Genomic DNA, 16,457 nt, shown 5'->3' with positions numbered 1-16,457 from the left:
CTTCTGATTTCAGGCATCCCAGTTCTTTGAAAAATAATACTGTAACCGGATTTAATTTTTTAAATATAAGAATATATATTCATTCAATAAAAATTTTACTTTTCGATAGGGCAAATATAAAAACCAATACACTCTATAAATAATTTTCATCCATAAATTGGGACAGTTTTTAATGTGAACTTTTCTTTCTTCTGAAAATCGCATTTTAAGACTATTCCAGTCAAGGCGAGAACTGATGCCCACAAGACGCATTACAGAAAGAGGGAATTTAATATAAGTAAACCTCACACCAACCCTGTATGCTCTTAAGAAAAAATCAAAATCCATTGTAATTTGGAATTTCTTGTCAAACACACCAATTTTTTCAAATAATTTCTTAGAACAAAAGCAGGCTTGATGGAACACAGTGGTTTTAAAATTAGTCCACCAGATAAAACCTTTAGGGGCGCATAATGTTTTTATCCCATTTTTTTCTTGGATAATATCAAAAAGAAAAATATCAAAAGGTATAGTGATCTTTGAAACAGCTTTTTCAATCACCATTGAATCTGCAAGATAGTCATCAGAGTGGATAAACAAAATATAATCGCCGGTGGCCAATTTAATCCCCTTATTCATTGCATCGGCGATTCCGTTGTCAGGTTCAGATATCCATTTATCTATTTCATAATCATATTTTTTTATAATATCTTTTGTGCCGTCATCTGAACCACCATCAATTATAATATATTCAATATGATCATATGTTTGAGAGAGAATACTTTTAATACAACAATCAATATAATTCAAGCTATTGAAACAAACCGTTATAATAGATATTTTAACAACATTTTCCATAATTTTCTTTATAAATTATTATGTTATCAATATCATCTTTATTATTCTTTTGGATAATTATTCCCTGTAAAAGATTCCGTCAACTTGTAATAATTGTCCTGAAGAGGGATCATAGAAGCCCGGCTTTAAGGACATTAATTTGAAACCCTGATCCAAAATAAAGGGAAGCATTTCATAAAATAGTTTTTCAGATTGATATAGAGGCTGTAGTGACATTTCCAGTTGGAGGCCCTTAATTTTAGGCAATGATTTTTCGGCACCTTTCAGGACATATTTTTCAAATCCTTGAACATCTAATTTGAGCATTGCCCGGCTGGAATTTGAATAGTCTTCAAAAATTGAATCCAGACAACGAATTGTAATTTCTTCCTGTCCAATAAATTTTATTGAAGGAACTGCCTGAACATGTTTTGGCAGCATTGATAATATTGAACTGCTATCAGAATTTGTGGCAATGTTTATAATTTTTTTGCCATCCTCATCTCCTAATCCAAACTTCTCGACATCCCAGTTTTTATCAGGCAGGGCTCTTTTTGCCAGGGCTGCAAAAGGTGTGGACATCGGCTCAAAAGAAACTATCCGTCCCCGGTATCCACGTTTTCTTAAATTTTCCCCATATAAGCCGATGGATGCACCGACATCAAGAACCAGATTTATCCTATGATATTCCATCAATTTCATGATTGACCTGAAATCGTCAACATCAATTCCTATCCGGTATAAAAATTGTTTAATTTTATCCTTAATTTCAATTTTTTTAAGCATGGCATTCCTTTAATATGACAAAAAAGATGTCTTATAATGAAAGCGTATATCGAATTTATTATTTGGGCGCGTATGGCTGAATAATTTAAGAAATATCAGGGAGTGATTTTTTTTTCATGCCATTTGCGTCGAAAATGTTCAATAATTTTCCAGGGCAAATGTCGGATATTTTCTATTTGACTGGGCATAGTGTCCCTGATTTTTGCTCCTGCAATACTTGCTTCGTACACGTTATTTAAAGGGAGTTCATTAGCATCCATAACATACATATCGAGAATAAGTGATAGCTTTTTTGGCAAGCAAGCCAATTTTAAGAATATCCTTTTTCGACGTGCCTCTGATTCAATTTTGAAGTAATCCAAACCATGAATTGAAGCAAATTTCTGACCCCATTGTTTCACATAAAATTCATGCCTTTCGGGAATTGCCAGGATAGTTCCAAGTTGTTGCCTATGATGATTTTTTGAAAACCGGTCCCGAAGATTGCTTGTTTTAAGATATGATTCATAGACTGCCACCTGTAATGGTAAAGGGTATTTTTTTTCAGTACAAATCGGAATGTCGGGATGAAACGGTATATTCTCCTCTGAAAAAAATTTTTTGATAGGAGAATTCTTTGTATCGTAACCGCTATTTATCCCTGACGTTCCGGTGCTGTGCCTTGAAGCACCATTAATAGCAAATGGTTCATGGGAATAAATATAATTTTTAATAATACTGGCAAGAGCAATAGAAGAAAAAATATCTGGAGCACTTGATTGATAAAAAGTACCATTATAGATGTGTTTAATTTTTTTTATTAATGAACTGCAGATAAATCCGCCATTATATAACATTGGTAACTCAGGATAACTGGCATTACCTTTTAAGACTTTTGACAACCAGACCCCGGAGTTACGAACTTCAAAGCCGGACTTGATAGGAACTGAGAACCGCCATTTTTTATATTGATTAACGTCTGGCCATAAATATGAGCATACATTTGATCTTATTGCCAGGGCCTTGGTTTTTTTAATGAGTTCTGCGACTTTATACAAACAGCCTGGAAGAAGACCGTCGTCATCCCCTATAATTGAAACCCATCCATCATTAACTTTTGATAAAGCGAATTCCCAATTATGAGACATGCTGAGGCGTTTCCCGGTATTATAGTAAATAATCCTGGGATCATTGAATGAATCGACAACCTCCCTGGTGTTGTCCTGACTGAAATTGTCGCTGACGATGATATTTAAATTTTCATAATCCTGATTGACGACTGTACGCAAGCTATGTATCAGGGTATCAGACCGTTCACGGGTTGGAATAATGATGTTGAATTTTATGCTTTCACTCATACTTGAGATAGTTCCAATAATAAAGGGTCAATTCAGATTATAAGCCGCCAAAAAAATAATTTTATTTTTAAAAATTTCATATTTTCCTACGGGTTACTATTTCCAATGTTCTTTTTTTTTTGCTGGTTTGATTCTAGACACGTTTTTTATTAGCCATGCCCGTGTTGTTGGTGTCGACAATGCAGTAACCGCAAGGGTGATGAATGAAACGGCTGATAAATATACTATTGTTGCTAATTGAGACATTTGGTCCCCCATAAATAGTCGCCCCAACCCGGACGTAGATAAACATGCCGCAAGCGGTAAAAATACATCCTGCCAATACCAGCGGCAATTTTCACGCGGCAGCAGGCGATGATGAATTATTGGAATAGCTATCAGGAAACAACCGCAATTGAGAATTACCCACGCGCTGGCACCGCCTATAGCTCCATAGCGCCCAGTCAAAAAAATAATCAGCGGCACTATCAGAATTGTGGAAATTAGATTTATATATAAACCGGGCCTGGTCCATCCATGGGCAAGTTGCAAGGCATAAGGGATATTCATTAGTCCGCTAAAAGCTGTGCCACAGATGAGAAAACTAACCAAAACATGTGTTTCCCCAGCCGTCACCGGGTCCTGCGTCCAAATATACAAGATTTCATATGAAAATAGTGCAATCACTACAGTTACTGGCAGGATCAGGACGGACATAAATTGACAGCTTTTATGATATAGTTGTTTTAATCCTTCCCGGTCTGAGAGTGAGACTAATTGAGTAAGGATAGGGTATATGGCGGTAAATACAGGCCCTATTAGTCGATAAAGAGACATCGCGATTACTCCTGCCAGAGTGTAGTATCCGAACATTTCCAGGGTTAACATTTTACTTAGGATTATTTTGTCCAGTTGAGTAAGTATGGTGGCTAAAATCCCAATTCCACTCATCTCAGCAGCAAATCTCCAAACGCCAGTAAGGAGTTGTTTTTTAAAAACTGCTTTTTTTCCAGTCCGCGAGAGCCTGCGCCAAAGGAAGAAAGCTAATACAAAGGTGTTTATTATGCTGATTATGATCTGCCATGAAAAGAAAGCCTGTATTGTTGGTGCGATTAACCATAACACCAGGACTGCGCCAACGCCCCGAAAAGTGCTTATGCAGGCATTGATAATATTTAACAGAACTTGTTTTTGGAGTCCGATGAGACCACCGGTATAAAAAGAAGCCGGCCATTGGAGTGCCATGGCAAGTCCCATTATTCGCAACGCCTGTTCAATAGTATGGGGAGCCAGTTGACCGGCTTTTACCCAGTGATGTGCAATGAAAGGAGAGATGATTATTATGACAATTCCAATCAAAACGGCCATGCCCCAGTAGATTAGCTCCAGGGAACGGACCAGATTCCGCATTTCCTGTTCACTACCTGGATGGGCAGAGAGACGCGCCATTTCACGTGTCAGGGTAGCATTTATCCCGATGTCAAAAATGACAATAACACCTTGGATGGTAGCGAAAATACCAATCAGACCATAGGATTCAACCCCCATAAATCCAATGTAAAGAGGGATAAACGCCAATCCCATAAGAACCTGCCAGATGTTCCCGATGAGATTAGCACGGATATTATTTTTTATGATAGACATTGAAAAGCTATGAGTTTAAATATCGATTTCTTATTAAGAATCAAAGTTATTACTATAAAATATTATGTGTGCTATGGGAGATTTAAACTCTTTTGAGAAATCCATCAGGTGAACCTGTTACCAAAATTTTGTGTTCCAATTCTTTATTGATTTCAAAATTTAGATTTAATCCATCAGCAGCTTTTCGTCCTTCTTCCTTTATACGGCGGATAAATTCCCACACTGCGGTTTTGGGATTATTACCTTTACACCAGGGCCGTTCTGAAACCATTCCATCCGGTGCGTCTTCGATAATTGTATCACCAACCATGCAATAGCTTCCCTTACTAACAAGTGGCGCGTAAGCCTCTAATTCAAAAAGAACATGGTCATGAGTATGATCACTATCCAGAAAGACCATTATTCTTTTGTGACTCTTTGAAAATAATCGAACTTTATCAATTATTTTTTCATCGATACTTGAGCCTTCAAACATAGTAATCTTATTGCTTAAGGGGTGGGCAATGATGGCTTCTTTGTTGTGAGGGCGAATGTCAATATCAACGCCTAGAACATGACCGTTTTCAATAAGTCCGCAGCTTTCCAGAATCGCCAGCATGGAAGCACTGTGAATCAGAGTCCCCCCCCAGGCAATCCCGGTTTCAATAATAAGGTCGGGTTTAGCCTCCCAGATCATTTCCTGCATAGCCTGCAGATCCTGAGGTATTTGAATTATCGGGACTCCCAGCCAGAAAAAATTATATACATAATTTGCTTTGCCAATACCGATCTCTTTAAAGAAATTTTGGGACGCTGTTTGAAGTGATGCATTCGTTTTATATGACCTGACCCTTTCTGACATTTCCTGTTTATATTGTTCCAGGGGGATTTTCATCATACTTCTCTCCTATAAGTTTATTATTACCAACGCGCACGCAGAAAAAATCATGAAATATTTAGACTAAATATAATTCTACCGAAGCGCCGGATGATTTTTAAGTGTTTACGGAATTATTTTTATTTATTATTAGCGGCAAGAAATATCGGCTTTTATGAATAGTATCTGCGCCAAAATTTTTTGATTTCGTATAAGTCGATTTTTATTCACAATGGCAATATAAAACGAAATCACCGAATATCGGCGCGTGTTGTCTTATGTGAAATTTATATTCCGGTACCAGGTTTTTTACAAATTCGGCGACCTCAATCAGGTCGCTGGGATAATGATAAACACACAGGGCCATTTTGGGTTTATTGCGGCGTATTGTAGCCTGTGCCCCTCTCAAAAGGTCCATCTCCATGCCTTCAACATCAGCTTTAATAAATGTAACAGGTTTACCTTTTAAAAATGAATCTAAAGAATATACTTCGATACTGTTTATATCACTGCTGGTGGTACCATGGTCTCCAGTTGTTAAACCATGACGAAGAGGTGAATCATATAAAAAGGAAAAAGTCATGCGGCCATCCTCAGCTGCCAGGCCTGCGTTAACCGCGGTAACCGAGTTGTCATCTAAAGCCCACTCTTTAGAAAGCCTAAGCATCCTCTGCTGTAGAGATAAAAATTGTCTGTGGCCCGGTTCAAAAGCATATATATGTTTGAATGTTCCAAGATTTTCCCAGATAAAGCGCTCTATTGAGTCTCCTACGAAGGCTCCGGCATCCACAAATATTTCATTAAAGGTTCCGCTAAATTCCGGAATCCCGAAATACATATCTTTTTCCATTATGGTCCGGCAGCTTTTAGTGGAACTGGTTAGCATTGCCAGTAAAAGCGCGTTATAAGTTTCTATTGACTTATCATCACTAAAATAATTGTCTCTGATATCGGCAAATTTCTGATAATTTTTAATTACGTAATATCCGTCAAAGGATAATAAATTATAATTATTATTCGCCATGGCTTTTTGAACATCCTTAACAGCATGCCGGGCGGCAATATATATAGTCGGATATGAGGCTACTAAGGGGTCGGAGGGTAAAATTACCGGAATCCCATTTATTGTAGTCCCGTTTTTTTGTGGATCCCTGTCAATAAAATGCTTGACGGCGGCTCCTGATGACCTTAGATATTGGGCTGCCCAGGTTCCAACAAAGCCAGCACCGTAAATCGCAACTCCCCGGTTGTGGTCATTCTCTGTTTTTGATGCTAAAGGCATCATTTGTTTTACGAGGGAATCAATATCCTCTGTCTTGTATTTCATAGGCATCTTCCTACAGGGTAAATTGTTTATCTTAAACGGAAAATAGTTTCTTTGGACCAGCCTAGTTCAATCGCGGTCTTTTCAATGGCGCTGCCATGTAGATAAGGGGCAACGATCAAAGCTCCGGCATTTTTGACAGCCGCGGGGTCATTGACAGGCAGGCCTTTATATACGCATTGCTGCTTAATTTTGCTTGAATCACATAAAGTAAAGTCCTGTAAGTTCATTATTGGCAATAAACTGAATAATTCAGCCGAGCATCCCCAGAATGTCATCCTTGAAAATTTTGAACAAAATTTTGAGACTTTTTGCGCCTGAGTTTTTATATCTTTATTTGATTGAATAAAAAATGACGCGATAGAATTTTTTTTAGAAATATTAGGTTTTCTTTTAACATTACCCTTTCGGGCTAAGACTATTAATGAAGGATAAGAAAATTCAGGGGTTGGCAATAATCCCCGGTTGATACTAATTACCTCGAAGCCGTTTCTTTGTAGTGCCTTGCATAGAGCGTCAGGAGAAAAATGATTAACATGTTCTCTAATACTCAGCCAAAAGGCTGTTCCAACAGGAAAATCTTTGTATCTTTCCGCATCAGGGACTTCAATTATAATGTGACCGGATTCATTTAAGACACGAAATGCTTCCCTAAACACCTTATCGATATTACATATATGCTCCAGTACATGAAAATATGTTAACAAAGACTGGGTTCCATCTTCAAAAGGCATGGCAACCGCTCTCCCCTCCTGAAAAGTAACTTTTATACTTTGTTCATTTGTATGTACACCAGTATCGGGAATACTTTTCAGGTCAATATCAATTCCCTGACAGTCTCCATTCCAGTCATTATTTTTCAGCCAGAGCAGGAAACCGCCACGGCCACAACCAATATCGGTAACAGGTGTGTCAGTCAGTCCCGCGTTGACAATAATTTCTTTATAAAATTTATATTTTATAATATTTTCCGGAGCGGATATATTGAAATGCGGTTTTTCAAAATAAGAACATTCTTTGTTGTAGAAAACTGATAATCTCTCAGCAGAGATATTTGCAATATAAACTAATCCGCAGTTCAAGCATTCATAAATTTTGGCCATGTAGTTAAATATCGAATCATTCAGGCCGCTGTACTCCCAGTTAATAAGAAATTGAGTTTTTTCTTCACACGCCGGACAACAATAATTTGATTTAATAGTATTCAAGCCAAACACTCTTTTTCATAAGTTATAAATTTGTTTAAGAGTAATTCTCTAAAAGGATCAATGTTATCTACCTGGCAGTAACTCAAGTGTCCGCAAACGCTGCAAGTATTATTAGCATGCCTTTTCCCCTCAAGATGTTGGCGTCTTAAATTGTTCATTTTTGAAGAATGCCAGATATTTTTTAACGATTCTGTTTTAACGTTACCGACAATTAGTTTCTGGGCCCAGTCGGGGCAGCAGGCACTAACTGAACCATCTGAATTAATTACGGCTGAATAGAAAATATATGAGCAAATGCCTTTTGGGTGTACTGATTGTTCATATTGTCCTTTTAATTTTCCAATTGTGATATCGGAATGTGCTTCAATGTCAAAAGATGGCCATATCGGGGCTATATCTTCAATAAAGATTCGATCACAATAATTTCCAAAAGTATTTAAAAACTCTTCTTTTTGATCATCATTAATATAATTACCTGGGATTTTTATTGTTACTTCGCAATTACCTTTGTTGCTATATAACCATTTTACATTTTTGACGAATTTATCGAAATCAAAATCAACTTTTGCATATTGCCGGTATTGTTCACGGTTCATGCCTTCCAAAGATATATTTAGCCTATCTAATCCTGCCTCCAGCAGCCGGCTTAATCGTTCGGGTGAAAATAGAGAACCGTTTGTTGTCAAATCAATGAATTCTACAGAACCGCTCCTTTTTGCTAAAGCAACCATTTGAGAGAGATTTTTATTGAGAAAAGGCTCCCCCACCTTGTTCATACGAAGAACTTTTAGAGGTTGGTTAAATTCACTAAGGTCCTGGATTGTTTTTTCGAACAGGTCAAGGCTCATCGGGCCTCTGCGGTATCCTGATTTGTCAATCAGATCTTTATGCCCTGTCGGGCAGAATTGGCAACGAAAATTGCAGGCACTGGAAGGATCAAGGTAAAGAAGAAAAGGGGTTTGCAAAGGGATAACATCCTGCAGAGGAGTCCGTTTCTCTAAATTTAATTTTGATTTTAGACGCGCTTTCATCTATTTGATACTCCTTTATTAAATCTTCAGATTCTGCCAGCGTTCGTTGGGTATACAATAAATAACCGAGCCGGTGCCGCACCAGCTGTGCAGCCGTAGCAGAAAATGATAATCCGGTATTTTTTGCATTAACCATAGCGGTAATTCCCAAAGGCCGAGGTCGTTATGATAAGTCGTAGCTGTAATAATGGGACGATGGCGTAGAATTGTTTTTTGCGCACCCTTGAGGGCATCAAGCTCAGCCCCCTCAAGATGCAGTTTAATATAACTCGGATCAAGTTTTAGTTCATCAATAGTGTTTACTTTGATTTTATGCTGCCCAAGACGAGACAACTGGGAGGCATATCCCAATCCATAGTAAAAGGTGCTTGCACCTGGGTGGCTCCCAACCGATGTCTGTTTTAACTGGATGCGTTTTCTGGTTTCGGGTGTCATTCGGGAAATCTTCTTTCGCAAGTTTTCCATATTGGCCTGATCCGGTTCAATAGCCCAGATCCTGGAAAAATTGCCTTTCTTGATTTTCAAAAAACGTTCGGCAACACTTCCGGTATGGGCTCCGAAGTCAGCAAAGGTTTCATGATCATTGAGGATAGATAGAATTTCCGGAATAAAAAAACGATCATCCGCTGTTACCGGTGCGTCGGTAAAAGACCATTCCTCCCTTAGTCGTCGCCAGGATAGAAACTGGAGATGGTGGGCCCGGGAAAGATTGTCACTCCAACCTGAGAGAACGGTGCTGATATTCTGTATTTCAACAGCAGTAAAAGGAGCCGCAATCCAGCCGTTGGACAGAGGGTGCTGATCCCGATAAGCCTCGGCAATATCGTAAAAGGGAACGCAATCGGACCATCCCTGTGTTTGAAGATTTTTAATCAAGGGTATGCAGGGGCTTGTAACCACGCAAATGGCAAGCAGGCAGGAATTCCTCTGTTCAGGAGCAACCTCATCGGGATGCAGAACTGAGACTCCTTGCCAGGCTGGATCCTGTTGGTACTGCTCGGCTTTTAGGTCAAGGGCAAAAGATAGCTTAAAGCCAAAATGAGCCAGGTAGTTCCGGGCCATTCTGCCGAGATTGCCACAACCGTAAAGAGCCAGCAACGGTCGGTCAACCGATCTTGACACAGGTGAAGCCTTGGTCTCGCTGATCACGGATAGCAGCTGGCGGGCTTCAGAGTTGTCAGGGGCAAAGTTAAATTGGCGATGTTTAGTATATATCATAGAAGGCTACCTGAATGAATATCCAAGAAAAATCTTTTTCAAATGCTTGAAAACATGAAAAGTTATACCATGAGAGTGTTTTTGACATCTGAAATTATATATTATGTGTTTTCACAGGCAAGAATATAGTCAGAAATTTTTGCTCCCCAAGCCTGCAGAAGGGAGTTTTCGGGAAAATGCTGTAGAAAATGAAAAACACTTCCTTTTGTTTGTTCCATTAATGAATAATCAGGAAGAGTGCCTGGCGACAGGAATATTTTTGAATTTTCCGTAAATTTTGTTGCATTACCCTGACATGAAAGAAACCATTCAGCCGGAGTATTGCCGAATATACTGGTAAATGAAATAGCTTGCTTTTCCATTGAGAGCAGAGCTGTGTAATGTGAATTGAGAGACTCGACCATTTTTTCAGCAGTGAACCGCTCTCGTATAGATCTGGAGGCTTGTCTTCCAATTTTTTGTCTTTTTTCAGGGTATTCAAACAGCCAGTTGATGGCCCCGGCAAACTCTTCAGGTGTATTAATGATAAGTCCGGTTATGTGATCATCAACGATAAGACGTTCGGCCGGGTTGTTCATTACTATGGGTATGATACCCATGGCCATGGCTTCGAGGAGCGCATTTTCGGTTGTCCCGTAGTGCTCTGGATTTAATAAGTAGGCAAGGACATTTATTGAAGCCAGTTCAGAAGCGATATCATTTGTGTAACCCCGGAATTCAAGCAAATTTGGTCTGTCAGACTTCTCGCATTGTTTTGCAAGAACAGTTTCATCAGTGACATCGCCGATCAATTTTACTTTGAATTCCGGAATTGTTACCGCGGATAAAAAATCAATATATCGGGGATGCAGTTTTGAAAAATTAAAGCTTCCAATATAACCTACTGAAAAATAGTCATATTTCCCCTCTTCTGGGCTCGGCAATTCATCAAATCCGCCACTGCTGGAGACAACCCCCATCCGGTCATAGGCATTTGACGGCAATTCAAGGACTTCTCTGGATTGAAAAGAGCATGGTGATGTGAATAAGAGTCGATGTGCAGCTTTAATCAAGCCACTCGGGATTTTGGGATTGAATAACCCGGAAACATGGGACCATACCAGGAGTCTCATCGGCGGGAGAGTGCATCTGCATAAAGTTTTTATGGTAGCAGGATGGTTCCACCATTCTAACTGAACAATATCTGAAGATTCAATCAGTTCGACGAGGTGTTCATTGACCGGACAGATAATAATCCTGCACCCACAATTTTTTATTAGATCAATAAATTGAAGGTTTTTCTGCTCCTCCAGGATTACAAAAGTGTGTTCTACCTCTTTTGAAGCTGGTTGTTGTACGAGGCCGCTTAAAGCCTTGCCAACGCCGCCTCCAAGATGGGCGGTTATATGAAGAATTTTTATCACAATTATTCCCTGCGGGTATTATTGAGTTTCTTGAGAAGCATCTCCGCAAAAGGATCAATGTCATCCGGAAGGCAATGGGACAATTGCCCACAAACGGCACAAATTTTATGTTCCTTACGCTTTTTAAGTAGATGCATTTTTCGATAGTTGAACATAATTTCGTTATTCCAGATGTCTTTAATGCTTTCCGCCCTGGCATCACCCACAATTAATTCTCTTGCCCAATCCAGAAAACACAGGCTGACTTTTCCGTCAGCATTGATACTTATTGAATAAAATATATAGGGGCAGACTTCTACCTCCTTTATCTCCTGGCCATAAATACCAACATTGCTATTTGGAATAACTTCATGCATTTCAAACTGTGGCCAACAAGGCGCAATATGTTCGACGAATATTCTATCGGAAATATTACCGAAGATATCAAAAAAATGCCCTTTGGCTTCTTTTGAAAGATTATCACCGACTATTTTTATACAGACGAGGCATTCTTTTTTGTGCTCATAATAGTGGCGGATATTGTCAACAAATTTTTCGAAATTAATTCTATAACCGGCAAATTCTTTGTAGGATTCTTGCGAAAGTCCTTCCAGAGAAATATGAATTCTATCTAACCCAGCCTCAATTATTTTTAAATTCAATCTGGGATTTAAAAGAGAGCCATTTGTGGTCGTATCAATTTGTAAGGCACATCCGCTTTTTTTCGCGTATCTAACCATATCCGGGAATCTGGGATTTAAAAGCGGTTCACCATCTTTATAAAGACGTAATACTTTTATTGGTTTTTTGAATTCACATAAATCATCAATAACTTTTTTAAATAAATCAAAATCCATCAGGCAGGAATTCCGTTTTATTTTTTTTATCAAAGCCCTGTCCCCAGTTGGACAGAATTTACATTGAAAGTTGCAAACATCAGATGGATCAAGGAAAACAAGAAAAGGGACCTCGATCGGGATGACTTCTTCTAATTTTGTTCTATTCTCAAGTTCGATCCGTGGTTTTATTTTGGCCTTCATATATCGATCCTTTGTGTTTTCATTAAAGCAGTAATTTTATGAAAATTTATCTCAATTGTTTTGATAATTCTTTGCTGGAGAAGTAAAGGCAAATTATTATGTCACCGTTTCAGGAACTGGAGATTAAAATAATTAATAGTTATTTTTCTTTAGATTTAGTAAATTTTGTAAACGGGTATTATCTCCCCAAAATGACATTGGCTCAAAGTCAGGATAAGGATAATAGCCTAAGTTCAGTTTGATCTCTGACTGTAGTTCAATAATTCTTTGTTCCACAAACTCTTTGACAGAGATGGGTTTTCCGGAACAGATGTTAATGATTCCATTAATAGTGTCTTGGATTGCTGCTTTTATAGTATATTCAGCAATTGTTTCAACGGGTAGAAAATCCCGGAGCTGTTCCCCACCAGACATATTGAATATTTTATCTTGTCTTTTAATCGAGGCTTTGAGTTGTGGGAAAAGCGCTGTGGGGCTTTGTCTTTGCCCATACATATAGAAGTAGCGGAGCCATTTTAAACTGAAACTATATTCATTACCTAAAACTTCTAAAAATTTTCTCAGAGTGTCTTTACCTACTCCGTAAGAATTGTTCGGTAAGGTAGGCATGTCTTCTGAAAGACAGCCTTCCTGCATGCCATATTCAGAACAAGTCCCGGCCACTGTCAAACTTTTCAGGCCACCTTGAAGCATACTTTTTAAGAATTGGTAATGGGTGAATGGTTGGGTTTCAATATGAATAAGATCTTTATAATCTGTCAATCCTTCCCATGCAAGGTGAATCAAAATATCTGGATGGCCAGTATATTTAGACCAATTATTATGGCTTTTTTTAATATCGAAAGCAATTGCTTTGACACCAAATTCTTTTTCCATTTCATGTAACTTTATTTCATTGAGACCGCATATAGTAATATCAAAATCATACTGAAGACATTGCTCAACTACTTTACGACCAACAAATCCAGTTGCACCGGTGATTAGTATTTTTTTCATTTACAATACCGTTAAGTGAGGGATCGCAATAATAAACTGAACATCCCACTTTTTTATATAGGCCAATTGATGTAAAATTTCATCTTTAATATTCCACGGCAGGATAAGCATAAAAGAGGGTTTTGATAGTTTAATATGCTCTTCGCTCAGAATTGGAATATGGCTTCCAGGTAAAAATTTACCCTGTTTATGCTCTGACGCGTCGACAACGAAAGAGATAAGGTCTTTTGTTATGCCGCAATAGTTAAGAAGCGTATTGCCTTTTGCAGCGGCACCATAGGCCGCAATCATATGCCCCGATTTTTTTTGATTTTTCAAGAATTCAAGGAGATCATATTTAACACGTTCAGCTTTTGGTTGAAAGTTTTCATAATAGGAAAGTTTATTTATGCCAGCGGTTTTTTCCTGTTCTATAAGTGCCGTAACAGAGGCGCATGGACTGCGACTGCCATTTTGCATATGTCTTGCATAAATGCGTAAAGAGCCACCATGGGTCGGGATTTCATCGACATCAAAAATTTCCAGTCCATGATCTGAAAAAATATTTTGTACAGTATGAAATGAAAAATAGGAAAAATGCTCATGATAAATTGTATCAAATTGGTTGTTTTCAACGAGCTGTAGAAGGTGAGGGAATTCCATAGTAATAACACCGTTATTCTTCAGGACCAGTTTTAATCCTTGCGTGAAACTATTAACATCAGGTACATGGGCAAGGACATTATTCCCAATAATCAGATCTGCTTTTCGATTTTTATTTTTTAATTCAGTAGCCAGACTGGTGCAAAAAAAATCGGTGATGGTTTCAATCCCTCTTTTTCTTGCAGTTTCAGCAATATTCCCGGCTGGTTCAACTCCCAGGCATGGGATATCTTTTTCTTTAAAATATTGAAGCAAATATCCGTCATTTGAAGCAATTTCAATAACCAAAGAGTTTGAATTGAGTTTTAAGCGGGGAATAATCGTATCTGTATATTGTTTGGCATGCTCCAGCCACGTCCTGGAATAAGAAGAAAAATATAAATATTCATTATTGAATATTTCTGATGACTTTTTATATTCATCCACCTGAACCAGCCAGCACTCTTCACAGACCATTACTTTAAGGGGATAGTCCTTTTCCGGTTCGTTCAGTTGATTATATGATAAATATGAATTTGAAAGAGGTGCCTTATCTAAATCTATAAAAACGTGGCTTATTTCATTTTTACAGAATCTGCATTTCATACTTGTAAACCTTTAAAAGAGTTATCTATAAGAGGATGTTTTGAGTCACGGTCTGAAATATTTGAAACTGGTAATGGCCAGTCAATCGACAGTCGCGGGTCGTTATAGCGCAAGGTTCCTTCATGGGCGACTGAATAATATTCGGAGTGTAAATATAATAATTGACTGTCTGGTTTTAATACCTGAAATCCATGTGCAAATCCTTTGGGGATGTATATAATTTTTTGGTTATCTTCAGACAATTCAACCCCGTACCATTTTAAAAATGTCGATGAGTTTTTTCTAATATCAACAATAACATCATAAACAGATCCTTTTATGCATTTCACCATTTTAATCTCGGCTTTTGGTTGGTATTGAAAATGCATTCCTCGAAGTGCACCAACATTTTTATTAAAGGAATGATTAATTTGTACTATTTCAAATCCTGTTGATATTTGTTTCAACTCTTCTTTGCAAAATAGTCTGCCAAATGCTCCACGATTATCAAAATTTATTTCAGGGGTTATGATAAAAGCATCATTCAATGGCAGTAGGTCAAAAATCATTTTATTGCCCATTCCAAATTTTTTTCTTTTGCTTTTGATGTGAAATCTTCAAGTTGAGAGGTTGAAAGAACAGACTTTTTTTCATAATATTGTTTGTACCATAATGCAGTGTGAGATATCATCTCCTCATTGTTCCATACAGGTTTCCAATTGAGTTTTGAATGTGCTTTTGAGCAGTCAAGCTTTAAATGATTGGCTTCATGTAAATCAGGATTAATTTTTGTAAATTTGACTTTGATATCCAAATGTTTTTTTAAAGAATTCAATATATATTCTACCGACAAATTCCCTGTGTCTGCAGGGCCAAAATTCCAGGCTTCAGCAAAGTCTTTGTTTTTTTCAAGAAGTTTTTGGCCAAGTTGCAAATAGCCGCTTAATGGTTCCAGAACATGTTGCCAAGGTCTTGTTGCCTGAGGATTACGAATTTCAACATGCTTATTATTAGATCTTGCTTTTACAATATCTGGTATCAGTCTGTCTTCAGCCCAGTCACCACCTCCAATAACATTTCCACTTCGTGCTGTGGCAATGAGGGTTTTGTTATCATAAAATGAATTCCGATATGCTGTGGTGACAATTTCGGAACAAGCTTTTGATGCGCTATATGGATCATGTCCGCCAACGGGATCACTCTCTCTGTATCCCCAAATCCATTCTTTGTTTTCATAACATTTATCACTTGTGATGTTTATAATAGCTTGTACTGATTCGCAACTTCTGCATGTTTCTAGAATATTAACTGTTCCCATAATATTAGTCATGAAAGTATCAACAGGTTCAAGATATGAACGTCTGACGAGGGGCTGAGCAGCAAGATGAAAAACTATTTCCGGTTGAAATTTTAAAAAAGTTTTTTTAAGTTTTTCTTTATTGAGAATATCTGCAGTAACAGATTTTATATTAAGTTTTAGCAATTCATAATGATTTGGTCGGGTCGGAAGACCAAGACTGTAGCCACAAATCTCAGCTCCAATAGATTTTAACCACAAAGATAACCATGAGCCTTTAAATCCAGTATGCCCAGTTACTAAAACTTTTTTATTTAAATAAATATCATTAAACATA

At 37.9% G+C, this 16,457-nt stretch carries 15 protein-coding genes; all 15 read right to left on the bottom strand.

What is annotated here, in order from left to right:
• Positions 1–51 precede the first annotated feature (51 nt).
• The 15 genes from QAI40_RS06140 to rfbG all read right to left on the bottom strand — a co-directional run bounded on the left by QAI40_RS06140 (position 52) and on the right by rfbG (position 16,456).
• A complete protein-coding gene (locus QAI40_RS06140; protein ID WP_299979445.1) occupies positions 52–837 on the bottom strand; it encodes a glycosyltransferase family 2 protein in 786 nt (261 codons plus the stop codon).
• Positions 838–894: 57 nt separating this feature from the next.
• Entirely contained in the window at positions 895–1,602 is a 708-nt protein-coding gene (locus QAI40_RS06135; protein ID WP_299979442.1) for an FkbM family methyltransferase, read from the bottom strand.
• A gap of 95 nt (positions 1,603–1,697) precedes the next feature.
• Positions 1,698–2,939 (bottom strand): glycosyltransferase family 2 protein, encoded by a 1,242-nt coding sequence (locus tag QAI40_RS06130; RefSeq protein ID WP_299979439.1) that lies wholly within the window; start codon positions 2,937–2,939, stop codon positions 1,698–1,700.
• Positions 2,940–3,035: 96 nt separating this feature from the next.
• Positions 3,036–4,562: an oligosaccharide flippase family protein gene (locus tag QAI40_RS06125; protein ID WP_299979436.1), complete on the bottom strand. Its 1,527-nt coding sequence runs from the start codon at positions 4,560–4,562 to the stop codon at positions 3,036–3,038.
• 82 nt (positions 4,563–4,644) lie between these two features.
• A complete protein-coding gene (locus QAI40_RS06120) occupies positions 4,645–5,439 on the bottom strand; it encodes a cephalosporin hydroxylase family protein (RefSeq protein WP_299979433.1) in 795 nt (264 codons plus the stop codon).
• A gap of 202 nt (positions 5,440–5,641) precedes the next feature.
• Complete coding sequence (locus tag QAI40_RS06115; protein WP_299979431.1) at positions 5,642–6,745, bottom strand: FkbM family methyltransferase; 1,104 nt, start codon at positions 6,743–6,745, stop codon at positions 5,642–5,644.
• A 26-nt stretch (positions 6,746–6,771) separates the two neighbouring features.
• Positions 6,772–7,950, bottom strand: coding sequence for a class I SAM-dependent methyltransferase (locus QAI40_RS06110; protein ID WP_299979428.1), 1,179 nt, complete (start codon positions 7,948–7,950; stop codon positions 6,772–6,774).
• Entirely contained in the window at positions 7,947–8,981 is a 1,035-nt protein-coding gene (locus QAI40_RS06105) for a radical SAM/SPASM domain-containing protein (protein WP_299979425.1), read from the bottom strand. The genes QAI40_RS06110 and QAI40_RS06105 overlap by 4 nt, the downstream gene beginning before the upstream one ends.
• Before the next feature lie 18 nt (positions 8,982–8,999).
• Positions 9,000–10,199, bottom strand: a complete 1,200-nt coding sequence (locus QAI40_RS06100) for an FkbM family methyltransferase (RefSeq protein ID WP_299979422.1) — start codon at positions 10,197–10,199, stop codon at positions 9,000–9,002.
• Positions 10,200–10,300: 101 nt separating this feature from the next.
• Positions 10,301–11,602 carry a glycosyltransferase family 4 protein gene (locus tag QAI40_RS06095; RefSeq protein ID WP_304511517.1) on the bottom strand — a complete coding sequence of 434 codons (1,302 nt, stop codon included), beginning with the start codon at positions 11,600–11,602 and terminating at the stop codon, positions 10,301–10,303.
• A gap of 2 nt (positions 11,603–11,604) precedes the next feature.
• Positions 11,605–12,621, bottom strand: a complete 1,017-nt coding sequence (locus tag QAI40_RS06090) for a radical SAM/SPASM domain-containing protein (protein ID WP_299979417.1) — start codon at positions 12,619–12,621, stop codon at positions 11,605–11,607.
• Positions 12,622–12,753: 132 nt separating this feature from the next.
• A complete protein-coding gene (locus QAI40_RS06085) occupies positions 12,754–13,617 on the bottom strand; it encodes an NAD-dependent epimerase/dehydratase family protein (RefSeq protein WP_299979415.1) in 864 nt (287 codons plus the stop codon).
• Positions 13,618–14,844 (bottom strand): class I SAM-dependent methyltransferase, encoded by a 1,227-nt coding sequence (locus tag QAI40_RS06080; protein ID WP_299979412.1) that lies wholly within the window; start codon positions 14,842–14,844, stop codon positions 13,618–13,620. It lies immediately after the preceding gene.
• The gene (rfbC, locus tag QAI40_RS06075) at positions 14,841–15,404 is read right to left on the bottom strand and encodes a dTDP-4-dehydrorhamnose 3,5-epimerase (RefSeq protein ID WP_299979409.1); all 564 of its coding nucleotides are present in this window, start codon (positions 15,402–15,404) and stop codon (positions 14,841–14,843) included. The genes QAI40_RS06080 and rfbC overlap by 4 nt, the downstream gene beginning before the upstream one ends.
• On the bottom strand, positions 15,389–16,456 hold the full coding sequence (gene rfbG, locus QAI40_RS06070) for a CDP-glucose 4,6-dehydratase (RefSeq protein WP_299979406.1): 1,068 nt from the start codon (positions 16,454–16,456) through the stop codon (positions 15,389–15,391). The genes rfbC and rfbG overlap by 16 nt, the downstream gene beginning before the upstream one ends.
• Between the last annotated feature and the right edge of the window lies 1 nt (position 16,457).

The sequence above is a fragment of the Desulfobacula sp. genome (genome assembly GCF_030611305.1).
In the GTDB taxonomy this organism is placed as follows: domain Bacteria; phylum Desulfobacterota; class Desulfobacteria; order Desulfobacterales; family Desulfobacteraceae; genus Desulfobacula.
Note: the sequence above shows the minus strand (reverse complement) of the source record. Positions and strands in the feature narration are given on the sequence as shown.